This window comes from Caldifermentibacillus hisashii, assembly GCF_039654145.1.
GTDB classification, from domain to species: domain Bacteria; phylum Bacillota; class Bacilli; order Bacillales; family Caldibacillaceae; genus Caldifermentibacillus; species Caldifermentibacillus hisashii.
Genome location: NZ_CP155467.1, coordinates 1287275 through 1313112, shown reverse-complemented (window position 1 = coordinate 1313112; position 25838 = coordinate 1287275). Strand labels below are relative to the sequence as shown.

At 35.7% G+C, this 25838-nt stretch carries 31 protein-coding genes and 1 other annotated feature; of the genes, 15 read left to right on the top strand and 16 right to left on the bottom strand.

Annotated elements, in window-relative coordinates; translation table 11 throughout:
- Positions 1 to 7: 7 nt before the first annotated feature.
- From NSQ14_RS06160 to spxA, 3 genes are all read right to left on the bottom strand, one after another.
- Entirely contained in the window at positions 8 to 1204 is a 1197-nt protein-coding gene (locus NSQ14_RS06160; RefSeq protein WP_346216987.1) for a competence protein CoiA, read from the bottom strand.
- Between the two features lie 167 nt (positions 1205 to 1371).
- Complete coding sequence (gene mecA, locus NSQ14_RS06155) at positions 1372 to 2037, bottom strand: adaptor protein MecA (protein ID WP_041846033.1); 666 nt, start codon at positions 2035 to 2037, stop codon at positions 1372 to 1374.
- 348 nt (positions 2038 to 2385) lie between these two features.
- A complete protein-coding gene (spxA, locus tag NSQ14_RS06150; RefSeq protein WP_034769143.1) occupies positions 2386 to 2781 on the bottom strand; it encodes a transcriptional regulator SpxA in 396 nt (131 codons plus the stop codon).
- Positions 2782 to 3189: 408 nt separating this feature from the next.
- Positions 3190 to 3417 (top strand) — a binding site (T-box leader).
- A 92-nt stretch (positions 3418 to 3509) separates the two neighbouring features.
- On the opposite strand from spxA, the gene trpS reads away from it, so the two are divergent.
- Positions 3510 to 4496, top strand: a complete 987-nt coding sequence (gene trpS / locus NSQ14_RS06145) for a tryptophan--tRNA ligase (RefSeq protein ID WP_346216986.1) — start codon at positions 3510 to 3512, stop codon at positions 4494 to 4496.
- 54 nt (positions 4497 to 4550) lie between these two features.
- Here the strand turns inward: trpS and sspO are convergent, their stop codons facing one another.
- From sspO to NSQ14_RS06115, 6 genes are all read right to left on the bottom strand, one after another.
- Positions 4551 to 4712 carry a small acid-soluble spore protein O gene (gene sspO, locus NSQ14_RS06140; protein WP_034769119.1) on the bottom strand — a complete coding sequence of 54 codons (162 nt, stop codon included), beginning with the start codon at positions 4710 to 4712 and terminating at the stop codon, positions 4551 to 4553.
- 781 nt (positions 4713 to 5493) lie between these two features.
- Positions 5494 to 6237 (bottom strand): YjbA family protein, encoded by a 744-nt coding sequence (locus NSQ14_RS06135; RefSeq protein ID WP_227091404.1) that lies wholly within the window; start codon positions 6235 to 6237, stop codon positions 5494 to 5496.
- Positions 6238 to 6393: 156 nt separating this feature from the next.
- Positions 6394 to 7632: a beta-ketoacyl-ACP synthase II gene (gene fabF / locus NSQ14_RS06130; RefSeq protein ID WP_034769114.1), complete on the bottom strand. Its 1239-nt coding sequence runs from the start codon at positions 7630 to 7632 to the stop codon at positions 6394 to 6396.
- Between the two features lie 294 nt (positions 7633 to 7926).
- On the bottom strand, positions 7927 to 8859 hold the full coding sequence (locus NSQ14_RS06125; RefSeq protein ID WP_041846031.1) for a beta-ketoacyl-ACP synthase III: 933 nt from the start codon (positions 8857 to 8859) through the stop codon (positions 7927 to 7929).
- 143 nt (positions 8860 to 9002) lie between these two features.
- Positions 9003 to 9776, bottom strand: coding sequence for a hypothetical protein (locus tag NSQ14_RS06120; protein WP_034769111.1), 774 nt, complete (start codon positions 9774 to 9776; stop codon positions 9003 to 9005).
- A 25-nt stretch (positions 9777 to 9801) separates the two neighbouring features.
- A complete protein-coding gene (locus NSQ14_RS06115) occupies positions 9802 to 10524 on the bottom strand; it encodes a hypothetical protein (RefSeq protein ID WP_034769109.1) in 723 nt (240 codons plus the stop codon).
- Positions 10525 to 10848: 324 nt separating this feature from the next.
- Between NSQ14_RS06115 and NSQ14_RS06110 the strand changes: the two genes are divergently transcribed.
- Entirely contained in the window at positions 10849 to 11031 is a 183-nt protein-coding gene (locus NSQ14_RS06110) for a YjzD family protein (RefSeq protein ID WP_034769107.1), read from the top strand.
- Positions 11032 to 11281: 250 nt separating this feature from the next.
- Here the strand turns inward: NSQ14_RS06110 and NSQ14_RS06105 are convergent, their stop codons facing one another.
- From NSQ14_RS06105 to NSQ14_RS06095, 3 genes are all read right to left on the bottom strand, one after another.
- Positions 11282 to 11455 carry a YjzC family protein gene (locus tag NSQ14_RS06105; protein ID WP_072012655.1) on the bottom strand — a complete coding sequence of 58 codons (174 nt, stop codon included), beginning with the start codon at positions 11453 to 11455 and terminating at the stop codon, positions 11282 to 11284.
- 165 nt (positions 11456 to 11620) lie between these two features.
- Complete coding sequence (locus tag NSQ14_RS06100) at positions 11621 to 11932, bottom strand: metal-sulfur cluster assembly factor (protein ID WP_034769105.1); 312 nt, start codon at positions 11930 to 11932, stop codon at positions 11621 to 11623.
- Between the two features lie 245 nt (positions 11933 to 12177).
- On the bottom strand, positions 12178 to 12948 hold the full coding sequence (locus NSQ14_RS06095) for a prolyl oligopeptidase family serine peptidase (protein WP_346216985.1): 771 nt from the start codon (positions 12946 to 12948) through the stop codon (positions 12178 to 12180).
- A gap of 194 nt (positions 12949 to 13142) precedes the next feature.
- On the opposite strand from NSQ14_RS06095, the gene NSQ14_RS06090 reads away from it, so the two are divergent.
- The 3 genes from NSQ14_RS06090 (at position 13143) to NSQ14_RS06080 (ending at position 14556) form a co-directional block, all read left to right on the top strand.
- The gene (locus NSQ14_RS06090; RefSeq protein ID WP_034769102.1) at positions 13143 to 13955 is read left to right on the top strand and encodes a Cof-type HAD-IIB family hydrolase; all 813 of its coding nucleotides are present in this window, start codon (positions 13143 to 13145) and stop codon (positions 13953 to 13955) included.
- 253 nt (positions 13956 to 14208) lie between these two features.
- Positions 14209 to 14349, top strand: coding sequence for a hypothetical protein (locus tag NSQ14_RS06085; RefSeq protein WP_162835726.1), 141 nt, complete (start codon positions 14209 to 14211; stop codon positions 14347 to 14349).
- 12 nt (positions 14350 to 14361) lie between these two features.
- Positions 14362 to 14556, top strand: coding sequence for a DUF3813 domain-containing protein (locus NSQ14_RS06080; protein WP_034769100.1), 195 nt, complete (start codon positions 14362 to 14364; stop codon positions 14554 to 14556).
- Between the two features lie 91 nt (positions 14557 to 14647).
- Here NSQ14_RS06080 and NSQ14_RS06075 read toward each other — a convergent pair whose 3' ends face one another.
- Positions 14648 to 15490, bottom strand: a complete 843-nt coding sequence (locus NSQ14_RS06075; protein WP_041846029.1) for a YitT family protein — start codon at positions 15488 to 15490, stop codon at positions 14648 to 14650.
- 149 nt (positions 15491 to 15639) lie between these two features.
- Here NSQ14_RS06075 and NSQ14_RS06070 point away from each other — a divergent pair, with 149 nt between their 5' ends.
- The 3 genes from NSQ14_RS06070 to NSQ14_RS06060 all read left to right on the top strand — a co-directional run bounded on the left by NSQ14_RS06070 (position 15640) and on the right by NSQ14_RS06060 (position 17274).
- A complete protein-coding gene (locus NSQ14_RS06070) occupies positions 15640 to 16524 on the top strand; it encodes a DegV family protein (RefSeq protein WP_346216984.1) in 885 nt (294 codons plus the stop codon).
- Between the two features lie 42 nt (positions 16525 to 16566).
- Positions 16567 to 16698: a DUF3941 domain-containing protein gene (locus NSQ14_RS06065; RefSeq protein ID WP_328168100.1), complete on the top strand. Its 132-nt coding sequence runs from the start codon at positions 16567 to 16569 to the stop codon at positions 16696 to 16698.
- An 84-nt stretch (positions 16699 to 16782) separates the two neighbouring features.
- Positions 16783 to 17274 (top strand): YajQ family cyclic di-GMP-binding protein, encoded by a 492-nt coding sequence (locus NSQ14_RS06060; RefSeq protein ID WP_346216983.1) that lies wholly within the window; start codon positions 16783 to 16785, stop codon positions 17272 to 17274.
- A 138-nt stretch (positions 17275 to 17412) separates the two neighbouring features.
- Here the strand turns inward: NSQ14_RS06060 and NSQ14_RS06055 are convergent, their stop codons facing one another.
- Positions 17413 to 18903, bottom strand: coding sequence for an alpha-amylase family glycosyl hydrolase (locus NSQ14_RS06055; RefSeq protein ID WP_346216982.1), 1491 nt, complete (start codon positions 18901 to 18903; stop codon positions 17413 to 17415).
- Between the two features lie 323 nt (positions 18904 to 19226).
- Here NSQ14_RS06055 and NSQ14_RS06050 point away from each other — a divergent pair, with 323 nt between their 5' ends.
- Entirely contained in the window at positions 19227 to 19799 is a 573-nt protein-coding gene (locus NSQ14_RS06050; RefSeq protein ID WP_340500731.1) for a DUF2777 family protein, read from the top strand.
- 137 nt (positions 19800 to 19936) lie between these two features.
- On the opposite strand, the gene NSQ14_RS06045 is transcribed toward NSQ14_RS06050, so the two are convergent.
- Positions 19937 to 22522, bottom strand: a complete 2586-nt coding sequence (locus tag NSQ14_RS06045) for an EAL domain-containing protein (RefSeq protein WP_052514560.1) — start codon at positions 22520 to 22522, stop codon at positions 19937 to 19939.
- Between the two features lie 202 nt (positions 22523 to 22724).
- Positions 22725 to 23063, bottom strand: coding sequence for a YisL family protein (locus tag NSQ14_RS06040; RefSeq protein WP_034769092.1), 339 nt, complete (start codon positions 23061 to 23063; stop codon positions 22725 to 22727).
- A gap of 695 nt (positions 23064 to 23758) precedes the next feature.
- Between NSQ14_RS06040 and NSQ14_RS06035 the strand changes: the two genes are divergently transcribed.
- The 6 genes from NSQ14_RS06035 to NSQ14_RS06010 all read left to right on the top strand — a co-directional run bounded on the left by NSQ14_RS06035 (position 23759) and on the right by NSQ14_RS06010 (position 25799).
- On the top strand, positions 23759 to 23980 hold the full coding sequence (locus NSQ14_RS06035; RefSeq protein WP_034769090.1) for a spore germination protein: 222 nt from the start codon (positions 23759 to 23761) through the stop codon (positions 23978 to 23980).
- 36 nt (positions 23981 to 24016) lie between these two features.
- Positions 24017 to 24247, top strand: coding sequence for a spore germination protein GerPB (locus NSQ14_RS06030; RefSeq protein ID WP_034769088.1), 231 nt, complete (start codon positions 24017 to 24019; stop codon positions 24245 to 24247).
- A 64-nt stretch (positions 24248 to 24311) separates the two neighbouring features.
- Positions 24312 to 24941, top strand: a complete 630-nt coding sequence (gerPC, locus tag NSQ14_RS06025; RefSeq protein WP_051989032.1) for a spore germination protein GerPC — start codon at positions 24312 to 24314, stop codon at positions 24939 to 24941.
- Positions 24922 to 25098: a hypothetical protein gene (locus tag NSQ14_RS06020; RefSeq protein WP_034769086.1), complete on the top strand. Its 177-nt coding sequence runs from the start codon at positions 24922 to 24924 to the stop codon at positions 25096 to 25098. Before gerPC ends, NSQ14_RS06020 begins: the two co-directional genes overlap by 20 nt.
- A 1-nt stretch (position 25099) precedes the next feature.
- Complete coding sequence (locus NSQ14_RS06015) at positions 25100 to 25501, top strand: spore germination protein GerPE (protein WP_034769084.1); 402 nt, start codon at positions 25100 to 25102, stop codon at positions 25499 to 25501.
- Positions 25502 to 25580: 79 nt separating this feature from the next.
- A complete protein-coding gene (locus NSQ14_RS06010; RefSeq protein ID WP_034769082.1) occupies positions 25581 to 25799 on the top strand; it encodes a spore germination protein in 219 nt (72 codons plus the stop codon).
- Positions 25800 to 25838 lie beyond the last annotated feature (39 nt).

Below are 25838 nucleotides of genomic sequence, written 5' to 3'. Positions count from 1 at the left end.
TATCTAATCATTCCGTCAATAGAAAAGGTTTTAAAATGATTGCTTTATAACGACGATAAAAATCCTTGCTTTTTTCTTGTCTGAAAAGATGTGGATTGACAATTCGTTTTGGTACTTTCTTTACAATTAATTTGTCCCCAATTCTGCTGAAAAATCCAATATCGGTTAAAATTTGTAAATAATCATGAACGGGACGATAATGTTCTGATTCGGAAAAGAGCACTAAATCACGGAATTTAATTATTTGTTTCAAACTGTGAACGACAAATGATTTTATTTGTTGAACCGGAATAGCATCTCCTTTTTTTCGTCTATATAAAAAATAAAACCAAATATAAAATTGCCATTCCATTGGATGATTATAAATAAGAAACATATTTCTTACCGGCAAGCCAATTTCAGGAGGAAGTTCTGTTACATGAATTTGGTGATGATATAAAAACTGTAAAAAGGGATTGTTTCTTCCATTGGGCATTAGGGATAGCCTCTGTATCCATTTTTCCAATTGGTCATTCCAATTTTCATAAAACCGGTGAGATTGCCGTTTTTGTGATAGAACTTTCACCAATGTATCTTTAAGGGTAAATTTATCAATGCTCGTATATGCACGATTAATTGAGAACGGAATAATATTGTTATATAAATAGAGGCAGTCGGTTTCCGGATTAAACGAAAGCAAAAATGGAGTTCCATTTGCAGTTTTATTAATAAAACCGGTTAAAAACTCACTTAAATGAATCATAGATCCATATCGTGTTGTTACATGTTTTTGATTAACAATCCAAAGCGGCCAGTATGAATATTTTAAATAATTTAATGTCCGCCGCTTGATTTCGTTTGTCTGTATGATCGAACATTGGAATTCAACTGCAACTTTTTTTCCACCCCATTCAAACAGCAAATCAGGTTGTTGATTCAAGGCAGATAGAAATACTTCCATTCTCGGTCGAAATCCTTGTACAGTTAACCATTCATATAATCTCTTTTTTCCCAGCAAATGGATTTCTGACTCTCCTTCCGGTTTTATCGGACATTTACTCTTATGGGCAAAATGAGGAATTTTTTTCACACCCATTTTAAGAATTAATTCACCATTGCAGGAAGGGCAAAAAAACGGTTCGTGCTTTTTAATATCCTTAATCGCATCGTAAGTTCCATTTAAAACGGATATAAAGTCACCTGAACTCGTTTTAGCAATGAACAAATGATTCTCCTCCTTTCCTGGATGTTCCTTATTATGAACGGGTTTCATAAACTCGTCAAAAGATGAAAATAACCGTTTTGAAGGATAAAAACATAAAAAATACCGATTCTCCTTGGCAGAAAACCGGTTTTTTATAAAAATGGAATTCAAAATCGTCATTTTTACATTTAATGAAAATATTTCCGAATAACCGTAAAGACATTTTCAGAAATAATTTCCTTCCCGTACTCTTGTAAAAAATGAATCGTTCGTTGTGATTCCATACTATATTCGAGAATGATGCTCAAACAATCATCAATTTCTTCTTCGGTAAAAACGTCAAACGGAAAGTCTATATATAAGTAATAAGAATTTTCAACTGCGTATAGTTTCGTTATAGCACCTTCAGGATTCAAACGTTTGGCCAGCGGGATGAGATCATCGAATTCATTAAAGTAAGCAACAAAGGAAATCGAATGTTCATCCACCTCTTCCATTTCTTCTTGCTCACTGTATTGGAAATGGTGGTCAAGTATGTCATCTACTTGCTCAGTTATTGGAAAAGCACTAAATTTTCCTTCAAGCGGTAATTCCAAGCGACCGCCGTCTTTAGTAAGTTGTGCTTTTGTGACAAATACTTCCAATCCTTTCTCTAAAGCTTGAACTTGAATCCATAACGGTCCGTCGAAAGGAAAGTCCTCTTCTTCGTTTACTTCATCCATTACTTCCCAAAATAATTGCTCACTTTTTTCACGACTATACCAAATTTCTTCACGATCAAATCCTCGTTCTTCTACATCTACATAAGAAATAAAAAATTTTAATGTATTCTCATTAATGCGTTCGATCTCCATTTCATAACGCTCCCTTCTCGACCATTTATTTGAAGGGTAAAGTTCCCTTGAAAAAACCAAAAAAGTCCGTCTTTTTTCCCGCCTAAATGAACATATTGTATGTCTTCTAATCCTATTTTATGACAAAACCAAAAAGAACGGAAATAAAAAAGACTAAATTATTATAAAATAAGTAACCAACCCAATTCAACTACATGTCCATATGGTAACCGTACATGTAAGTTTAAGTCATAGTATTTTAAAAAAAACATATTTAGAAAAAAACCTTCACGCACTTTTGCATGAAGGTGGCTGATTAACTTATTATATACCGTTTTTTAAAAACAGTAAAGGGATTGGTTTTTTCAATCAGTTGACAAGTTTTTGTGCTTCCCTTAATTGATAAGTCCGTACTTTTCTTGGAAGGAAACGACGGATTTCATCTTCGTTATAACCGACCTGTAACCGTTTTTCGTCAATAATAATCGGACGGCGTAAAAGTCCCGGATTTTCTCTAATTAGTTGAAACAATTGTTGTAATGGAAGCGCGTCCAAGTTCACATGCAACTTTTGGAAAGTTTTCGAACGTGTTGAAATGATTTCATCGGTACCGTCTTCTGTCATCCGAAAAATTTCCTTGATTTCTTCAATTGTCAAAGGTTCGGAAAATATATTCCGTTCTTTAAATGGTATGTTATGTTCCTCTAGCCAAGCTCTTGCTTTCCGACAAGAAGTACAACTAGGTGCAGTGTACAATGTAACCATTCTTTCGATCGCTCCTTTTGGATATTTTTGTATATGAATATTTATTTCAACATCTTTAAATTAAAATTAATTTAAAATAGGAATATCTTTTTCTTAATTATACATGATTTTCAAGAAATTGGGTATATATTTTAAAATAATTTTTGATTTTTTCTGAGACGGTTAATCGTAAAAAGCTTACTATTTATATTGAATAAAAATAAGGTGAATAACACTAATTTCCTAAAGTATCATACTCAATAGGAAATTGGTCGGATGTCTTTTTTGAGTATTTATTATCATTTACATTGGTCTTATTGAAAACTGTCATTTTGTGTTTTGGTTCCAATTGATTTTCTCCCCTTGCTTTATTGATTTTTATATATGAATTGCATATAATACAGATATACATTTTAAATAATCATTACAAGTAAAGCGATGAGAAAGATTAGTACATTCTACTTATGCATTATAGAGAGTTTGTGGCGGGTGGAAACAAACTGCAAGTCGGATGGAATGGACTTTCGAGTCAAATTCGAACAACGGGACTAATTTTCTTCTGTTTAGTAGACATTTGCGTATGCCTTGCGTTAAAGGTAAAGTGACCATTTCGGTAACTAGGGTGGTACCGCGGATTTATGACCATTCGTCCCTACTTTTGGACGGATGGTTTTTTATTTCAGTAAATAGTCCATCTAAAAATGCAGGCACTACAGAGTAATCGATTTAAAAATAATGGAGGCGTTACAATGAAAACAATATTTTCAGGAATTCAACCAAGCGGAATGATAACAATCGGTAACTATATTGGGGCATTAAAACAGTTTGTCGCCTTACAGAATGAATACAATTGTTATTTTTGCATTGCTGACCAACATGCCATTACCGTTCCGCAAGATCCAAAAACATTACAGAAAAATATCCGCAGTTTGGCCGCATTATATTTAGCAGTCGGGCTTGATCCAAATAAAGCTACGTTATTTATTCAATCGGAAGTACCCGCTCATGCCCAGGCAGCTTGGATGTTGCAATGCATTAGTTATATTGGTGAATTGGAAAGAATGACGCAATTTAAAGATAAATCAGCCGGAAAAGAGGCGGTTTCAGCAGGTCTTCTAACCTACCCACCACTGATGGCTGCTGATATTTTATTATATAGCGCTGATCTTGTACCGGTTGGCGATGATCAAAAACAGCATATTGAATTAACTAGAGATCTGGCTGAACGTTTTAATAAAAAATATAATGATATCTTTACGATTCCGGATATTCATTTACCAAAAGTCGGTGCTCGAATTATGTCCTTGCAGGAACCAACAAAAAAAATGAGCAAATCTGATCCAAATCAAAAAGGATTTATTTCTATGCTGGATGAACCGAATCAAATTGAGAAAAAAATTAAAAGCGCAGTTACCGACTCAGACGGTGTTGTGAAATTCGATAAAGAAAACAAACCGGGTGTTTCTAACTTAATGTCGATTTATTCAATTTTTGGCAATATATCTGTTGAAGATCTAGAAAAGAAATATGAAGGAAAAGGTTACGGTGTATTTAAAACGGATCTAGCCGAAGTAATTATTAATGCGCTGCAACCGATACAAGACCGTTATAAAGAATTAATCGATTCTGATGAACTTGATAATATTTTAGATGAAGGGGCAGAAAAAGCTGCACTGGTCGCAAACAAAATGTTACGGAAAATGGAGAAAGCAATGGGACTCGGTCGGAAAAGATAAAATCCAATTGATTTCTGTGAAAAAGGGGATGGCTTTTTCATCCCCTTTTTTTCATTATTGCCGTTTTTTCGTTTTTTTATTGTTCAACCTTTCAGCAGCTGTCAACGGTTCATTGGCAAATTCATGATCAAATTCGTGTGATTGATCATCTTTTTTTGCTTGCTCATCGCTAAAATATTTTCGGAGCTGTTTTTTCAGTTTTTCGTTTTCCGACATCGTTTCCACCTCCAACCTTATGTTTTACATCTTTTCATAGAGTATGTACGATTTATGTCAGACAAAATTTCCCGGTCATCATATACGGTTAAAATCAACAAAATAATCAATCTTGTACTGACATATTTTAGCGTACACATTAGAAGTCACCAAACAACTATTACTTCTTCAGGCTTTTCATCGCTTCTTCTATAATCTTCTTACGCATTTGATTGTCCATCTTTTTATCAATCAATCCGGTTGGAATAATAATTAATAAATGGATAACACAAATGGTTATCGTGACAAAAGGAATTTTAAAGAAAAAACTATTTGCTATTATAACTGAAAAAATTATCAAACAATTATATTATTAGTTCTTTCGGATTTTTTAACGGAAAATTGGAAAGAGATGAATAAAATTTTCATTACTAAATTTTTAATTTATCAAATTCCTTTTTTCATAACCTATGTCATTTTAAATCCAGAAATGACCAGTATAAATTATTGGTTCTTGATCATATTTGAATGTTATATTAAAAGAACCAAGATAAATAATCCTACAATGATTTTTATATTATTGTTACTCATCCATATATTATTGATTATTATTAGTTATTTTATTATTACCATTATTTCATTAAGTTCGTTATCGGTGTAATTACCATTTTAGTAAGTAACACAGTTGTTAATCCTGATTTGCCCTATACTAAAATTTGGGATACATTGTTAATCGCCATGCAGTGTACAAAAAAAATGCCCATGAGGTTTTATCTCACGGACATTTTTGAAGTAGGACTCTTTAATTTACCTTTGATCCTTTTTCCATTTCCCAAAGTTTTTCAAAATATGGTTCACCTTTTATTAAAGCCTCACATAGCTTCTCATGTTTTTCTGTCCAACCGAGTTTTACTTCTTCATACAGTTGATTCCATATTTCTTCAAACGATTTCGTCCGAATCGTTGAATAATGTCCCGGTGCCCATTCTGTATACCAGTACCGGACTTGCCCTGTATTTTTCGATGTATATAGATGATCTAAAGCTAAAAATAACAATTGCTTTAACTGCCGCTCTTTCCTTGTCAGCCCCATCATTACTTCCGGTTCAGGTGACATAATATGATGTTCTTTTTTCGGATGTTTTGGTATCGAATATTTGATCGGATTTTCTTCTGCTATCATCTCATATACAAGTTGCTCTTGTCTCGGGATTATGCGACTTTTCCTCATCGGTATTTGATATCCGAGCGTATCGACGGCCAGAATGCCGATGCCGTCTGTTATGATAAAACAATAGTCCAACTGGATCCGCTCATGATTTTTTCGCAAATACGCCTTTTGAAACACATCATTCAATAAACCTTCCGGCAGATCAGTCAACCCATTTTCAATATAATCATATAAGTCTTTCGTTACTTTCAAAACCGGTACCTGATCTAATAATTCGATGGTATCATCTTTTCGCCATTCATGAAAATGACAGACATTATATCCGTTCTCTTCCCCTTCGAACCAATTCACCCAAACATCATGCAAATACATCATTTCTAACCCCTCGCTTAAAGACTGTTTGAGTACAGTATTGTCCGAAAAGAGTTAAATTATTCCTGAAAAAGCAAGATTTCCTTCTCTTAATGGCGAAAAGACGATGATAAATACGTAAAGCCAGGTCCCCTTTCCCTGGCTTTAAGCGTTTCTACATTATTCATATTTTTTAAAGACTAGTGTTGCATTATGACCGCCGAATCCGAGCGAGTTGCTCATCGCATACGTAATTTCTTGATTTCTTGCTTCATTTGGAACATAATCCAAGTCACAATTCGGATCCGGATTTTGTAAATTCATGGTTGGCGGTAAAATGCCTTCCTTTAGAGCTAAAACAGTAAAAATTGCCTCTACCGCTCCGGCAGCGCCTAATAAATGTCCGGTCATTGATTTCGTTGAGCTGATGGCCATTTTATAAGCATGATCGCCAAATATTGTTTTAATGGCTGTTGTTTCATATTTATCATTATATTCGGTACTTGTACCATGGGCATTAATATAATCGATTGTTGTCGGGTCGATTCCAGCATCATCGATCGCCATCTTCATTGCACGGGCACCGCCTTCTCCTTCAGGTGCCGGAGCAGTAATATGATAGGCATCACCGGTCGCTCCGTAGCCGATTACTTCTGCATAAATATGAGCACCTCGGTTTAAAGCATGATTCAATTCTTCTAAAACAACGATCCCTGCCCCTTCACCGATAACAAAACCGTCACGATCTTTATCAAACGGCCGGCATGCGGTTTTTGGATCGGGATTGGTTGAGAGCGCGGTATTGGCACAGAATCCTGCTATCGACATTCTTGTGATTGGGGCTTCAGAACCACCGGAAATCATGACATCTGCATCACCGCGTTCAATAACTTTAAATGCATCGCCAATGGAGTTTGTTCCGGTTGCACAGGCCGTTACTGTACAAGAATTAAAACCTTTTGCACCAAGAAAAATCGAAACTTGCCCGGTTGCCATATCCGGAATCATCATCGGTATAAAGAACGGACTAACCCGCCGATAGCCACGTTGTAAAAAGGTTTCAAATTGATTTTCCAACGTTTCTAACCCGCCGATACCCGAACCAATCCAAACACCGACTCGATGTGCATTATGATCATCAATTGTCAGATTGGCGTCTTTTACGGCCATAAGTGATGCAGCTACGGCAAAATGAGTAAATCGATCCATTTTCCTTACATCTTTTCTTTCAATAAAATCTTCAGGATTAAAATCTCTCACTTCTGCGGCAACTTTTGCAGGAAACTCATCAGCATTAACCCGAGTCATCGGACCGATACCTGATTTTCCGTTTATAATATTATTCCAAGAAGTTAGGGCATCACTGCCAACAGGTGTAACAGCACCAATCCCAGTAATAACTACCCTTCGTTGTTCCATTTCAATACAACTCCTTTTTAATCGTGCATATTTCCACTATGAAACTTTCAAGAATTCGTACACTATTTTATTACGATCGTCCTTCATCTTATCTTACCATCCCGGAAAAAATTTTGAAAAGTTTTTTAGGTTTTAAAGAATTTTTACCGAACAATAATACACCTAATAATCAAATGATAGATGTCTACATAACCGCTTACCTGTTAACAACTTGCTTATGTCGATTGATTAGTTAAAACAACCGGGCTGTAACCGGTTTAGTCAAGACGGGCCTTTTATCTTTAGTAAAACAAATTACTTGCCCCATTTCATTAAAATCGCTCCCCAAGTTAGACCACCGCCAAAACCAACCATCAAGATAATATCATCATCTTTAATCCGTCCTGCTTCCAAATCCTCAACTAAAGAAATTGGAATGGAGGCTGCAGATGTATTTCCATATTTTCCAACAGTATTTGACATTTTTTCAACCGGGAGATCCAATCTTTGTCTTGCTGCTTCCATAATTCGGATATTAGCTTGATGCGGGATAAGAAAATCGACGTCCTCCTTCGACAAGCCTGCCTTTTCTATCACATTTAAGGCGGATTCACCCATTTGTCGAACAGCAAATTTAAAGACTTCTCGACCGTTCATACAAATATATTTTTCTTGATATAAAAATTTCCCTCCAGAACCATCTGCACCGAGTTCAAATGATAAAATTCCTCGTCCGTCAGTGACCGGTCCCATGACCACTGCACCGGCTCCGTCACCAAATAATACGGCAGTTGAACGGTCTTCCCAGTCGGTTATTTTCGATAACTTTTCTGCACCGATAACTAATACATACTTATAAACACCTGTTTCGATAAATTGTTTGGCCGTCACCATTCCGTACATTAATCCGGAACATGCGGCACTAATATCCATCGCTGCAGCTTTTTTGGCACCAATTTGTTCCTGAATCATGCAAGAAACGGTTGGGAAAGGCTGATCAGGAGTAACCGTTGCTGTTAAGATGAGATCAATATCTTCAGGCTGAATCCCGGCATCCTCAATCGCCTTTTGTGCAGCGAAATAAGCCATATGTGAGGTGTTTATGTCATCACCGGCAATTCTTCGCTCCCTGATCCCGGTTCTCGTTCGAATCCATTCATCGGAAGTATCCATTCTTTTTTCTAAATCTTGATTCGTTACTACATTTTCCGGTACATAACGACCAATACCAACAATTCCAACATTCATGTAACTCACTCCTCATTTGAAAAATTCTGATCACAACTATTTTTATTATGAGTTATTATGACTTGGTACTAATTTTACTTGAAAAAAAAAGATAATTCAATTGAAATTTTGTACAGTGGAAATAATTCAAGTAAACTTACATGTTACAAATCAAATATCGTTTGTAATTTCTTTATTTCATCAAAAAAACGTTCTCCGTCATTTGTTTCATTGACAAAAATAACTTTACCGGGATCATTGACGGTTTCATCTTCCGGAAAATCGGTTTGTGATTTAATACCGGTCAGCATATATAGACATTCATGCCAACGATGTTTGTTTTGATTTCTAATATAAAATTCTCCTTTTTCTTCATGTAACATTAAATCAACAATCGTTCTACCCGCATCACTAATATAAATGGCATCTGCGTTTCTGCTAATTTTTTCCCCCATTAACATATGGTAAAGATATGAAGTCTCGGTAAACCACTTCCCATATATAATGGGAACGTAAATCGATAATGTTTTGCAAAATTTTTGTTCAATTACCCGAAAATAATGATTCATTGACTGGATCCTTTGGTCGGGACCTGATGCTTTTAATAAAATGATCGGGGCTGAAGCATTTTTTACTGAAAGCCGGGCAAAAATTTGTTCAAGTTTTTTTAAAATCATTTCCCATTGATTTTCATCGTAAAATAACCAATCATATAATGGGATGATCATTGGAACGTTTATGGATCGTTCTAAATTTTCGCCCATTCTCTTAAAATTCGCATTTCTGCCAAGCAATAAATTTTTTTCTTCAATAATTTCCTGATCCTCATAGTCATCACAAACATTTACATGGTTTACTTGATAACCTTTATTTAATAGTTGTTCACAAATTTCAAATCCCAATTGTCCAAAGGATCCGAAGAGGATATATCCGTCCATTTGCTTCACCTGCTGTCAAATACGATTACAATTGAGCTTCAGCCTGCATGAATAAGTTCTTTGCGTAATAAGCAATGCGCGACCTTTTTTCCGGTAAAATAACATAGATATTTTCATTATATTTAGAAAAATATTTTTTATATAGCTGTGTCCATAGCGCATCTTGAATTCCATGTTCTAAAATATGAATGATAACGAAAGGATATGTGATGGTAAATGATGTCACTTTTAAGTTTTTGATATTTTTTTCACAACTTTCTTCACTAATATTGTAAGCAGATGATAAATCTTTGATCGTTTTTTTATAAAGAAAAGGTTGATCTTTCAAAATTGATATCATCCATTGAATGGAAAATATCGGATTAATGAATACAATCGAGCGAATCATTTCTCTTTTATTTTTTAATAAATCCATGGCAATCAAAGTCCCAATTCCTTCTGCAATAATGTGCACCCGTTCGTTTAAGATTTCCGTCCGCTTAATAAATTCGTATAGACTGGCCACTTGTTCAACAGATTGCTTATTTCCCATATGCCTGTAATTGAAATTTGTATAATAAACGGTGTATCCGTCATCTAAAAATGATTGAAGGATTTTCTGTCTTGCATTGTTACTTAACCAATTACTACTCTGTTTATCTACATATTGTTCTTCTCCGCCGATGACCAATACCCCGAATCCATTTGGTTTTTCCGGATAATGAATGATACAATATTGATCATTTAAGGTGAAAATTCGAAAGTTCATACATAACCCCTCTTATATTTACTTACCAATTATTTTCCATTCATTAACACAATAATCAGCCTTGTGGGCAGTGCTTCTCTTTATACTTTATTCAAAAACGTAATAAACTCTCTATTACAATTGCCTATTTTTCATTTATCTTTCCTGTAAGTCCGGGGAAAAACAGCTTTGTCAGATTGCCTCTTGTGTTTCGCAATAAAAACCTAAGCTGTTTATTTTAAATTGCTCAATAAGAAACCTTTCCTAAAATTTGATTTTTATGGTATGATTTCTTTATATGATAATGAAGAAAATAATTATAAAATGAAAAGCAGGTGGAGTTTCATGAAATATTTTTGGACCTTTTTCTGGGTATTTCTTTTATCACATATGTTAACTTATATTGTCGGGTCAATAAAATCCGCTTCATATGATTTTACAGTTGGAACAATTTTAGCAATCGGCATCTCGATTATTCTTTTCCTAATTGCGGCAGTTATGCCAAAAGATAAAGAACTAAATGTGTAAGAGAGTGAACCGATTACGATTAAGTTCGGCGACTCGTCATGCGTAGTTCATCGAAAATGACAAGTATTTTTCAGTTTTTACTTAATTTCAAATTTTTCTCCGGTGATTTCCTAAGTGCCGGTCATCTATACGTAAAGTATACGAAAAAAGGTTGTCCTTTAGGGGAGTCATTTCTATTCTCCCTGACAAGACAACCTTTTGACTTTTTGCTTCCAGAATTTCATATAATACAAAATATGAAAAATCGAATTTAACCCTTAAAGGTCCAAATGCGGTTATGATTGGAGTTTTCCGGGAAACGCTGTCCTGCTTTTAACCGGACTTGTCTTGGATTGACGACAGACGATCCTTCTTCTCCTATTTCAATATATATCCCGTCATTTGGTGCTTTGTACCCTGCTCGGAAACGACGATTTTCTCCCATTGCTTTCATCCCCCTTTCCAGATTTCTCATTATTATCTTTTACGAAAAGAGGGAAATCATGAATTCAGGTAGAGATGAAAAAAATGACAGTTGAAAGCAGGCTCTCAAAACTTTTCGAAAGGGTCTGGCTGAACCATCATCCCCTTCCTTAGGGTCAGTTTCGGATTAATCCGGAATTCCTAGTGCAATCTTTGCATAACGACTCATCATATTTTTTGACCACGGTGGATTCCAGACAATATTCACCTCAGTATCCTTCACTTCCGGTATATCAGAAAGAGCTATTTTCACTTGGTCAGAAATGATACCGCCTAATGGGCAACCCATTGTTGTCAAAGTCATCGTCACAATGGCTTTGCCGTTTTCATCCAGATCAACATCATATACCAACCCAAGATTTACTATGTCAATTCCAATTTCAGGATCGATTACTTGTTCAAGCGCACCGAGTATATTTTCTTTTAAAGCTTCATCCATAAAAAAACCTCCTTTCCAATTCATATTCTATCATACCAAAGATACATAGAAAAATGAATTAAGTGAAACTTCCGTCAAGGGGGATATTTTTTCCCCACTAATGTTAGTTGAACCTATCGGATGCGTGCGGGCAGTCCGACCACCACCTGTCTTCTTTCCATGCTCGAATAACTTGAGGTGAAGTCTTACTTTCCGTTAAGGTAAGATAAATTCTTGGCCACTACAAGTTGGATAAGGTTGGACATTTATTGAAGAAATTGCTCAAACCAGTCAACCGTTGCTAATAACCCTTCTCGTGATACTTTATGTCCGGCATGATGATCTAAAACAAAGCGGATATGGTCCGGATGTTCTGAATAATTTTCCTTTACCTTTTGATAAAAATCATAAGCATATGTATAGGGAACAATTGGATCCTTTTTTCCATGCCAAAATAGCAGCGGACGATTGTTTAACTTTTCCGGATTCATGCTTAAGTCAACCGGCAACAATTTCTGATACTCTCCTTCTAATTGCTGTTCCGAATACGGAATTTTATATCCTTGGCTTTGCAGTTCATTAACGAGATAACGAGCGAAATGGTGATAAGCGGGATTCCCCATTAAACTGACAGCTGCCTTTATCCAATCATATTTACATAAGGCACCAAAGGTCGTAATTCCCCCCATTGATGTGCCGGCAACACCAATTTGATTTTCTAAAGTTTGTCTATTACGCACATATGCTTCCTTTAATTCTGCAAGCTCCGCGATATTTTTTAAGATTATTTCCCAAAAATGTAAAGCCTGTTCCACCATCGATAACTCCCGGCTTCGTTCTCCGTGTAAATCAGCCTCAGGGAGGACAACTCGTATATTTTTTTCAGCCATCAAATAGGCGTAATGCAAATTATGTTCTTTCGCACTTGTAAATCCGTGGAAAAAGAATACAGTGGGTACCGCTTGATCCAACAACTCTTTTTGCACAACTTCTAACAGCGGAATATTGGCAACTATTTTCTTTTCAACAATAATCATCATTTTCCTCCTAAAAATCCAATATCAGTCTAAAACTCCTTGTACCAGTATGGAAATTGTATAAAAAATACAAGCAAATCTATTGTATTTCTACCCATATATTATAAACTAATATTTAATACAGTTTCTTAATAACAGTTTAACACGAGTGTGCTATAATTGCTAAATAATGACATAATGAAAGGAATGTCTCAATGAAAGATAAACACTTAATTGCATTAGACTTAGATGGAACGTTATTAAAAGATGATAAAACCATATCTGAAAAGACAAAAGCTGTATTAAATCAAGTCCAAAATGATGGTCATGTTGTCATGATTTCTACCGGAAGACCTTATCGTGCTAGCGAAATGTATTATAAGGAATTGAACTTACAAAGCCCGATTGTCAACTTTAACGGAGCATTTGTTCATCATCCGCTCGATGCCGGTTGGGGTGTATATCATCAACCACTCCCTTTAGAGGCGGTAAAAGATATTATTGAAATTTCCAACCAGTATTCCATTCAAAATATTATCGCTGAAGTAATGGACCATATTTATCTTCATTATCATGATGAAAAATTAATTGATTTTTTCAAACTGGGGAATCTGTCCGTTACTTACGGTGATTTACGTAATTTTTTAAAAAATGACCCAACCAGCTTACTGATTCATTCAGACGAAAAGAATGTTGAAAAAATTAATTCCTATCTCTCAGAAACAAAGGCGGAAGTTATCGAACACCGCAGTTGGGGCGCCCCATATCCGGTTATCGAAATTGTAAAACACGGAATTAATAAAGCAATCGGTGTTAAAAAAGTCGCCGATTATTACGGAATTCCCCAAAGTCGGGTGATTGCTTTTGGTGATGAAGATAATGATTTAGAAATGCTTGAATTCGCCGGACATGGAGTGGCCATGGGAAATGCGATTGATATGGCCAAACATGTCGCAAAAGACGTGACATTATCAAATGAAGAAGACGGAATCGCTGTTTACTTGGAGGAACTTTTATTAAAGTCTTGAACTTCAACTAAAGCAAGCAATTCATCGGCTGACTGGTTTACTTCTTATAGGAACATTCATTAAAGTCTTCAATTTATTGATTTTCAAGTTATACGTCCTTTATTTTATATGAATGAATAGCGTAAATTTTTAACCAAATTCGGGCAAGGTTGTCGTATTCTGACAGTTTTTTTTGACACAATTGGGATATGTTAATAAGGAACAAGAAGCCAAGTTTCCTTCTTGTTCTAATTGTAATTACGGAGGGATACGAATGGGCAAAAGTAGTAAATCAAAGCGTTTTGTTAAGCAAGGTGTCGATGCGGTAACTCGTCATTCGGAAAAAATCCCTTACCATTTAACGTATGCTGAAGCTGAGGCCAGAAAAATGAATAATCATTTTGATTCATTATAAGGTGGGAGCAAAATGGCAAATCAATTGTTACAACAGGCTAGGGAATTTACAAAACGATTAAAACAAAAGAATGATATCAGCCAAGACGATATCGATAAAGCAAATAACGCTATTTCATCCGCTTTTGCTAATTCGACTGAAGCAGAGAAAGAACTTTTGCAACAATACCAACAGGAATTGGATGCAGTAGACTCTCACAACAGCTAATCCCCCGGAAAAAATGACAGCTCGGTTCGGAGCTGTCATTTTTTATTTCGGTTTGGCAGTCTTATAAAGACACGCATTCACCAAGTTTTCTTTAATCTTTTCTAAACAGACCGATGACCGAGTCCGTTTTTACAATATTGGTAAATGCCTTAGGATCAACTTCTTTAATGATTTTCCTCAGCTCAAACAATTCATACCTACTAATTACGGTGATTAACATATCCCTTCCTTCATTGGAATACGCCCCGTGCGCAGGAACGACGGTTGCCCCTCTCGTTAGCCGGGTTAAAATTGCCTGCTTCAAATCTTTGGAATTTTTGGTCACGATCATCGCCGTCAGTTTTTGCGCTTGTGTATGGAGAATATCAATCACTTTTGATGAAGAAAATAATCCAACCAGCGTGTAAAGAGATTTTTCCCAACCAAACAAGAATCCGGCAGAAATAATAATGAAACTGTTTAAAATTAACGTAAATCTGCCGACGGATCCTTCAACAACTCTTGATAAATATACGGCAATAATATCCATACCACCGGTTGAAGCCCCAAACCTCAGAGTCATTCCTGCTCCAACTGCGCCGATCACTCCGCCAAATACCGCATTTAGCAAAATATCATCTGATAATTCCTTTATCGGTATCAAGTTTAAAAACAGGGAAGAAAAAATAACACTAATAAAACTATACAAAGTAAAAGTTTTACCGATCTTTCTCCATCCTAAAATCGTAACCGGTATATTCAACAGCAACAACCAAATTCCAACAGAAATATGAATTTTAAAATATTCACTAAATAATCTTGACAGCAATTGACTCAATCCGGAAAAACCACTTGAATAAACACCCGCCGGTATTAAAAAATAATTCATGGAAAATGCAAAAATAAATGCACCGATGATAACAATGATGAATTTTTTTACATGGAATAAAGTCAAGATGTAACCTCCATTTCAGCGCGGTAATACTAGTATTTTTTTATTGTTTCCTAAAAACGGCTTGGATTTCCGTGAAGTTTTGGTTTAATTCTCCAATTTTTGATGATAAACTAAAGCATATAAGAAACATTCGAAAGTGGTGATGGGGATTGACAAAGGTAAAACTTATTACAGACAGCGGTGCTGATTTACCATACTCTTTTTTACAAGAACAAAACATTGACTTGCTTCCTTTACAAGTCGAATTGGATGGTGAAGAATATGACGATGTGATTTCGATTGATTCCAAGAAAATATTGGATGCCATGCGTAATGGCAAAACACCAAAAACATCCCAAGCTTCCCCAACAAAGATAAAAGAGATTTTTGTCAACTTAGCCAAAGAAAAACGCCCTGGAGTTTATATTGCTTTCTCGTCACAATTGTCCGGAACGTATCAAACGGCATGCATGATTAGAGAACAGGTTTTAGAAGAGTATCCTGACTTGGATTTAACGATAATTGATACAAAAGCGGCTTCTTTAGGACAAGGATTAATTGTTTTTCATGCCGCTAAAATGGCGAGTAGCGGAGCAACAAAGGAAAAGATCATCCAAGAAACCGAATTTTATTGCAGTCATATGGAACATTTATTTACTGTCGATGATTTAGAATATTTGCGGCGCGGCGGTCGGGTATCAAGAGCCAGTGCTTTTGTCGGCGGACTTTTAAATATAAAACCTTTATTGAATGTTGAGGACGGTAAACTGATTCCAATTGAAAAAATCCGCGGAAAGAAAAAAGTGTTGAACAGGATTCTGGAGTTAATGGAAGAACGTGGTGTTAATTTGAAAGACCAGCTTATCGGCATCAGCCATGGAGACGATGAGGAAACAGCTCGGCAGATGAAAAATATGATTGAAGAAAGATTTGGTTGTAAACATTTTTATATCAATATGATCGGTTCGGCAATCGGTGCCCATTCCGGACCGGGTACACTTGCCATTTTCTTTTTAAATGCTAAGGCGAATAGTGAACTTGATATTGCCCCATAATAAGGTAAGCGTTAGTATTTGAAATTATTGAGGAGGGTCTTTATGTCAAGAACTTCTGATGATGATAAGAAACCGGTGGACCATCAGGCACTTCGCGAAAGAAGAAACGAATTGAAAGAAAAAAACCGAAAAGCCGGTAAACACCAATATTCAAAGAAGACTGATCATTTGTAATTTCTAGCTGCCTCCGTCTGTTTACTTGCCCGTTTCCTTAGTTTTCCCTATAATGAAGGAAAACATATGAACGGAGGTAGCTTAATGGCGAAAGAAAGCTCATTTGATATTGTTTCTAAGATTGACATGGCTGAGGTGACGAATGCCATCAATTTAACACTGAAAGAAATTCAAAATCGATATGATTTTAAAGGAAGCAACAGCGATGTAAAACTGGAAGGCGATGAACTTGTTTTAATTTCCGATGATGAGTTCAAAATGTCGCAGCTAAAGGATGTTTTATTAGGTAAACTGATTAAACGAGGTGTACCAATCAAAAATTTGCAATACGGAAAAATGGAAAATGCTTTTGGCGGAAATGTACGTCAGCGCGCAGAACTAATTCAAGGTATTGATAAAGATAATGCCAAAAAAATTAACACAATTATTAAAAATACCGGTTTAAAAGTTAAGAGTCAAATTCAAGATGATCAAATCCGCGTGACCGGAAAAAGCCGAGACGACCTGCAAAAAATCATTGCAGTCATCCGTGAAGCAGACTTGCCGCTCGATATACAATTTATTAATTACCGATAATGGATTTACATATGTTAGATGATATTCAAGCAATGATAGAGCCCGGGAGTGATGAATGAAACACTTTCCCGGGCTTAAAATTGTTAAAAGCGCTGGCACCATTTCAATTTTTTTCATATATTTACAATATCCAATTAATTACCCGTTATTTTTACCGCGCTTCCAAATATAGAAATAGAGAATCAAAAACACGATCGGGATGGCAATGATGACGATAACATTTAACATATTAACGCCATGGTCATTGCGTACGATATAAATTTCACTTTCTTCACCATTTATCGAAAGCGGGTAATTGCCGTTTTGTTCTTTAATAAGATCATTATTGACTAGACCTATCAATTGTTTTTTGGAGCCAAGCTTATCTGTCGGGATTAATATTTCCTGTTTTTCAGACGTATTATTCAATGCTATAAATACCGTTTCACTTTTATAAGACCGTGTATATACAGCCATTCCCTCATTTTCATAAAGTAATGTGAAATCCCCTCTTGTTAAAGAGAGATAATGGTTTCGGGCTCTTCCCAGTTTTTCGATAAACTCAATTAAATCGGGATCAGCACGGAAATCCATCATTGGATCATCACCTGTTATCGCTATTTCCGAACCGTAGTTAATCATCGGAACACCTGGTGTTGTAAACAAATACGTTAAGGAAGGTTCCCATCTATCTCCAGGAAATTGGTTGGCTGCAACGATATCATTTGTAAATCGGGAAAAACTTGGACCGTCCGTACTTTTTATCAAATATGATGATTCTATTTTTCCAACATCTTGAGCCAGCTTTGTTAAAGAATGATTCGGTGTCTTGAAAGACTCCCGCAATTTTAATGTCGTTGACGGAACAAGCAAACTAGTAAAGCCGATATTTTTATAGTCTCTTAAGTTTACAGAAGCTTTTTCGGATAATTCCCCGACGATGTAGAGATCTTTATTCTCGGAATTTATTTTCTTTATTAATCCTGACCAAAATGTTTCCGGAATTTGATCAACTTGTGAAAAAAAGTAACCGTCAATTTTTGTTTCCTGTAACCACCATTTGGCAACCTTCGAAACATACTGAGCTGTTTCCGGGTCGTTCATATTTAGTTTTGGCGAGGTGACGGATTGATTATTTTCTTGTTTGGATTCATTTCCATCCTCAATGATAAAACGATTTTGTTTTTCCGGATCCTTCACCCAAGGATGCTCAGGAGATATCGTTAAAGGAAAATCGATCATCACTTTTATTTCCCTTTTATGTGCTTCTTTCACTAATTGTTTAAACTCGTTCAGCGTCCCATAATGTTCTTCTGGATGATAAAAATCTTTGGTATCCGCTCCGGATCGGCTATATGCATGCTGATCAAAAATCACACCCAACCGAATGGTCGTAAATCCCATTGTTTGGATATAGTCGAGTTTTTGTCTAACACCTTGGAAATCTCCTCCATGATAGGAAAGCTTGTCCTTTGTATTTACAGTAAAATCATTTGAAAGATCGCCGTTGTAGAAACGATCAACTATAAGGTAATAAATACTTTCATCTTGCCATACCCTTTTGGTTTCTTCAGCTGCAAACCCGGCTGTCGCATTTACAAAGAAAAGCAGAAAAGCAGGCAAGACCATTCCCATCCATTTTCGCAACATCATACTCCCCCTTTATTTCTACTCCTCTAGCTTACCTTGTTTCGGAAAGACAGGTCAATAAATGGAAAAGGAAAATGGAAAATTTTATCAATAATAGAACAGTATAAAATAACATGACATTGCCAATAAATGAAAATGGTGGAAAAGTACTTAGAGGGAAATTTAAATTAAGTAGAAATCAATATTCCTAACTCAATGTTATTAGAACCAAGCGGACGCATGCGAGAGTTTGAGCTACTACCTTTGACTCGCTTGTTACGACGGGCGTTTGACTTGTGGTTACGTGGAATCAACTTAATCTTTTCAATTGATGGAGGAATTCAATGAAACCGGAACGCTATCGCATCCTTGAAAAACAAGATCGAGCTTTTTTTGAAGGAATTGTTGAAAAAATTAATGATGACTGGATTATCATTGATAATGAAACAGAAGAAGCATTTCCCTTGGAGGATTTTTTATATAAAGAAATCCGTATGAAACACCTTAATCATTGGTATAACGGAATATTAACGGATGACTTTATTGTTCAGTATGAAAATAAACAATATGAACTGCAGGATCAAACCTATGTGAAAATCCGAAAATCATTATCCATCAGTTACCAAGCGTGGCTTGAAGAATTAGCTGATGATGCCTTCTTTCAATTTATCCGCAAATTAAATGAACTTAACTTTTCAATTTACGATATTATTTTTTGCCATAATCACCAATCTTTTCTTGTCACGAAAGAAAAGGAAGGGACCAATTTTTTCGTATTTGATAATACAGTGGGAGTTTGTTCTGTTCATCATCATTTTCATTACCGTCAGGGCCAAAAAAGTGACCGGTTCGAGTACACATTAAATACGGGAAATCGTATTGTGTTACAAGCACTGCAAAGACCAAGCAGAAGTTAAACGATCCTACCTAGTAATTGACGATCCTAAAATCACCTTTAAAATTGGACTTTATAAATATCCCCACGATTAGCTATAAAAGGCTGTACAGGTTTTTGACCTAATACAGCCTTTTTCACAAATCACAATTAATCAACTTAAGAAATTTGAAATTTTTTGTTGTTCATAATTTCAATAAAACGGTCAGGGTATACCGGTTTTTCAATATAGTAACCTTGTGCATAATCGCAGTTCATTTTTTTCAATTCAATTAACTGCTCATAGGTTTCTACTCCTTCTGCCACTACTTTCACTGACAGACCGTTACCCATCGTAATAATGGCCTTCACAATGGAGTAGTCCACCGTTTCAGATGTAAAGTTATTAATAAAAGAACGGTCGATTTTCAATGTATCGATAGGTAAATTTTTTAAATAACTGAGTGAAGAATAGCCTGTCCCAAAATCATCAATGGATATTCTTACCCCTAAATTTTGGATTTCTTGCATAATTGCAATGGATTTTTCAACATTATCAATCATACCGGTTTCCGTAAGTTCTAAATGTAGTTTTTTCGGATCCATTCCGGAATATTGTAGTGATTCATGTAAATGTTCTACAAATGTTGGATGCAAAAATTGACGGGCGGAGACGTTAATAGAGATAAACAATTCATCATAGCCTTTGTCAAACCATTCTTGATTTTGCCTACACCCTTCCATGAGCACCCATTTTCCAATTTCATGAATCAGCCCCGTTTCCTCGGCAATCGGGATGAATTCCATCGGTGAGATCAACCCCAGGTTTGGATGATTCCAGCGGATTAATGCCTCACTCCCGTTAATTTGACCTGTCTGTAAGTCTACAACCGGTTGATATAATAAAAACAATTCCTTTTTTTCAATTGCCCGCCGCAAATAATTCTCCAACTCAAACTTATATTTAATTTGTACATTCATTTCACTGGCAAAAAATATAATTTGGTTTCCTCCATACTTTTTCGCTCGGTTCATCGCCGTATCCGCATTTCTTAAAATTGTTTCTGTATCGTTCCCGTCATCCGGATAGTAACTTACACCGATGCTGGCCGATATGGCAAACTCCTGGCCTTCATATTCAAGCGGTTCTGAAATAGATAATAATATTTTATTTGCCAAGATCATTATTTGCTTTGCATCCAGTTCTTTTCTTAAAATGACAGTAAACTTATCACCTGCGAAACGACCGATAAATATATCATCTGTAAGCAAAGATTTTAATCGATTGGCAATTATACCAATAACCATATCACCGACATAATGGCCAAAACTGTCATTAATTAATTTAAAGCGGTCAATATCAATAAAAAGAACAGCAAACTTTTTGTTTACACTGTCTGAAATTAAGTTATCTACCGTTTCGGTAATTTTTAACCGGTTGGGCAAGTCAGTATCTTTATCATAAAAGAGCATTCGATTGGCTTTTTCCAACGAGCAGGAAAGGCAAGCCAGTTGTTTTGTTACAAGTTTCATTGTATTTGCAAAGTATAATTGCTTACTCATCTCTGAAGTGAAATGATAATAAAACTCTTTTCTTTTTGCAGCCGGCGGTGTTTCAGTTTCGCGTTCTGAGCTAATTTCTGAGATTGCTATTTCAACATCTTTTTTACTAGCATCCAGGAGTTTATCGGTTTCTGATAAAGCTATTGCGGAAACAGAAAAATTCGTCGTCACATCTTTGACACTTCCCGACATTCCTTCACTTAAAGTGATCAGCCCTGACACTTCACCCAACGCTTGTAAATGATGTAATTCCTGGCTTGTAAATGATTCAAACAGAGTTTTTCTCCTCATATTTATAAATGTAAAAACCGTTTCAACGGAATCATTCGCCAGCCTGTTTAATTGCAGTAAACTACTTTCGATCATACGTGCCAAGTCAAAATAGACCAAAAATAATTCATCACCGGAACGTAATTCCAAGCTTGCCCTCATTGCCCCATCCGGTAATATGTCTTTTATAAAACAAAATTTGTCTTCACCATTTTTTAAAAAAATGAAAGGTAACTCACAACCGGCCTGATGAAAGTCTTTTAGATTGAAACCAAAACTCTGTTCAAAAAATCTTATCGGCTTTTCATTATTGATAGATAAAATTCGATCATTTTCCGCTTCCGTAATCTTAATACACTCACCGACTTTACTATATTCGATATTATGGTATGTATCTATAAATAAATTAGGATTATAGAGTTTTACAAAAACAATACCATTAGAGGTTACACTATCGGACGTGAACACCAAAACTTCCTTGTCGGATGTATTCGTTGCACTGCCTCCTGCAACGATTACTTCTTTTTCAGCGGGAATATCGTTAAAAAAATCACGGGTCTGGATCGATGGATGCGTCGTGTAGGCAATAATCGTTTTTAAGTCCAAATTATCCGTTTCAACCTTTTTATCATGATCCGTGATTTGAATAAGTCCTGTCTCAACCTTTGTATGTTCGAAAAGAGTGAAGTTTATTACTGTTCTTCCTTCCACAATTTTTCCATCCAGAATGGCCGCAGATGATGTGCATCCAATCAACTGTACATCCGGTAAAAGTTCTTTCATGATGAATTGAATTTCTTGTATTTCCTTCCAAGTCCCATTTCCGACAAAAATCTGCGCCAGTATATTTGTATACAATCGTAAACGATGTTTTTCAATAAAATTTTTAAGCTGCTCTTTATCAATAAACTCATAATTGTATGTCTCTACCACAGCTTTCACCTGCTTTTGTCATATGAAAAAGTGTCATTAAATATGTTACAACTATAAAAATAGCATATTTAAGTGAATTTGTAACGAAAAAAAGAAAAGAATTGACAAAATACGACAATTCTCTTAATCTCGGTTCACCGATATATATCGTTTCAGATGATTCCTAATCTTTTTATGTAATCTTATTAAAGTTCATTGACCTTTAGAGTGGTAAAGTGAATCCCATATAAATGGTTGCTGCCAAAATTACAAACCATAAAATCCAATAAATCGTTGTTGATTTACCCCTTTTGATGCCCGCAAGAACCAGTTCCATAAATACAATAACTAAAACTCCGAGAAGAGCTTTTATATGATAGCCCGAGGATGGATCAACCAGAAAGTATAATTGAATACCGCTTCCAATTATGAACAAGTAAAATAGACGTAATATCATCGAGACGATTTTTGCAGGCTTTTCATTTTTATTTTTTGTCAAAAGGACAGCTACGATAAATAAAATGATGGCAACCACCCAAGATGTAATATGCAGATGTGTCATTTTTTAATTCCTCCCAATTAATAATTCGATTAACACCCAAAAAGGTTTTTTCAGGAAATTTAATGGTTATCACCCAAAAAGCCCATTTTTCAAAAACATTTACGCTTAAATGGCAATATTTTGTGTCTTGATAAAAATTGTTAGTACTATATTTGGCGCAAATCTTTCCTTAAAACCTTTTTGGGTGCTAATCATTTAATTAATATTTGTAGGAACTCTATTTTGTATGAATTTTCTTGATTAACCCTTTCGGCGCAAATCATCATTTCCCTTTTTACATATTATCATAAGTTTGGTTTAAATGATAATAATTGGTATATTTTCATATTGGACGAATTTAATTGAGAAATAAGCCGAAATGGCCCATAGAATTGTCCAAATCGTGTGCTATGGGACAAAACAATAAATCTTAAATTTACTACTACTAGATCGAATTTACATCTCTGCTGGAAATTCTTCATTTCTTAACGTACAAAATATAGGCACTTATAGCACCTTTCCTTTAATGAATCATACAATAAAGTGAAACTTCCATCAGGGGGGCTCTTTATCCCCACTGATGGGTTATTTGAACCAATTGGACGCATGTGGGCAGTTCGCTCCTCACCTATCTTCGTTGTAAACTCGAAAATCTTGAGGTGAGTCTTACTGCCCGCTAGGTGGATAAAGGGAAAACGGGTTAGGAAGTGAGCAATATGCCTGCAGTAGTCGGAATTGTCAACGTAAATTCAATCGGATCCAGTAGTGTTTTTAATGTGGGGGATGTATATCAAATTAGTCCCTATACAATGAACAAAACATTTGCAGGTGCAGGTTCATTTAATACGGCCGAGCAGCTTTATGTATATAACCATCGCAGCAACACAAATACCTATGACCGCGATGTAGTCGACCAACCGAACAGTTTTAATGTCTAACCGAAATAATCATAAGAAGACAAACAGGTGAAAAAAATGAATATTTATGTTCAACAAACGATTCAAATTAATATACTGCGAATTAATAGCATTGCGAACTCCTCGGTTTTACAAATTGGCACTGCCGGAAAGATTAGCGCGATAACAGAAGCATATAATACCGGAGGATTTACCGGTGATGCACCGGAACCGAACTACGAAGGGTTTACCAGTACAACTGCGGCACAACCTCTCACCATTCCGGTACAGGGAGCAGGACAGAGATAAATTGCTACTTTAATGGAACAACTATTCTTTCTCCATATTCAAACTGCATAAGGAAGTGATGTCGTTGCAAAATGATTTCTATACATTTATAAATCAACTTGCCTCACAACTGAAAAGGCATGAAGAAAAATTAACAAAATTAGAAAAGGCTCATGCCGATTTTGCGAAAACGATTGAAACACTAAAAAATCAGCCGCCAATAAATGTGGAAAGAATCGACTACCATTTTGATCAGTTGAAAATTGAACGATTGGACGGGACATTGAATATTGGCTTGAACCCGCAAGACCTTCAAGGAATGGATGAATTCTCAATTCCAACACCCCATTTCCGCAAAGAACAAAGTGAAAAAAGTAAGGTGCAACTAAACCAATTACAAGACAAATTAAATACGTATTTAGAAAAAGAGCTTCCATTATTTATTGAAAAAGCAAAAAAAGAAATGGGACTTGAACTGGATGAATCCTATGCAGCATTTATTCAAGAAGATATTCGCAGGCAACTGCCGGAGAGACTAGCCTTTTATTCACAAAAATTAGCCAAAAATCGTCGCAATTTTTCTGTTAACGAGGAAGAACAAGAAATTTATCAAATGACTATTCACGACATACAACAAGCTATATACGCTTTTTTACGCCAATTTCCAATGAAAGGACAAAAGGGAGAGGAAAAGAATGATCTTGGAAGTGATTAATCACGATTTGCATGTAGTGAATATAAATATTATTGCGATTGCCAGCTCCTCTGCTGTTTTAGTAGGAGACACAGATTCGATGCAAATGGTGTGTGCCTATGATTCACCTTCATCTTCCTTGTTAATTGGTCCATTCGTCCCTATAGCGACACGTTAATATGTTAAAACGTATATCAAAGGTGGAAAGAATAGGCATACAAATTCTTACTTTTTCCTCACATTTACTCATTGGCGACAGCACCATTATTAACGCCAAAAGCGACACATTTGCGGTTAAACGCGATAAAGAGTTGTTTTTAGAAAATGAAGGTGATGTAATAAATTACGGCATTTTTTCTCTACCGCTTATACTTCCTCCAATAGATCAGCAAATTTATTATCGGAACCAACATATGTGTGGTTGTATTGTTGTTAACCGAATAAATATTTTAGGGGCAACGAGTTCATCTATTATTCAGATTGGCAGTAATAAAAATATTTATTTAGAAAATCGCCGAAAAGAGATTAGACAAATTGCCGAGCCTGAAAATATTCAGAAAGCAACAAATCAAACGGAATAAGAACATATTGCGTCAATTTTCATAAATTATAAGGAAGTAGTGTTTGAAAGCTTAAACCTTATGATAAAGGATGGTAAACATGCCAGCCATCATCGGTTCGATTCAACTTATTAATATAGGCGGTGGTGTTGTTAATTTTGGCGACACATTGAATATTGCACCAAAGTCGAATACGAAACAAAATCAAGGCTCCGGTTCAGGGAATATTGGAGGACTTTCCATTACAAATAATGGATTTAGTGCAACGAATGCCGTCGACCCTGATCTAGTAGACCAACCTTCCGGACAGAATAATTAGTAAAACTTAGCTATCGTGAAACTTCAATCAGTGGGGCAT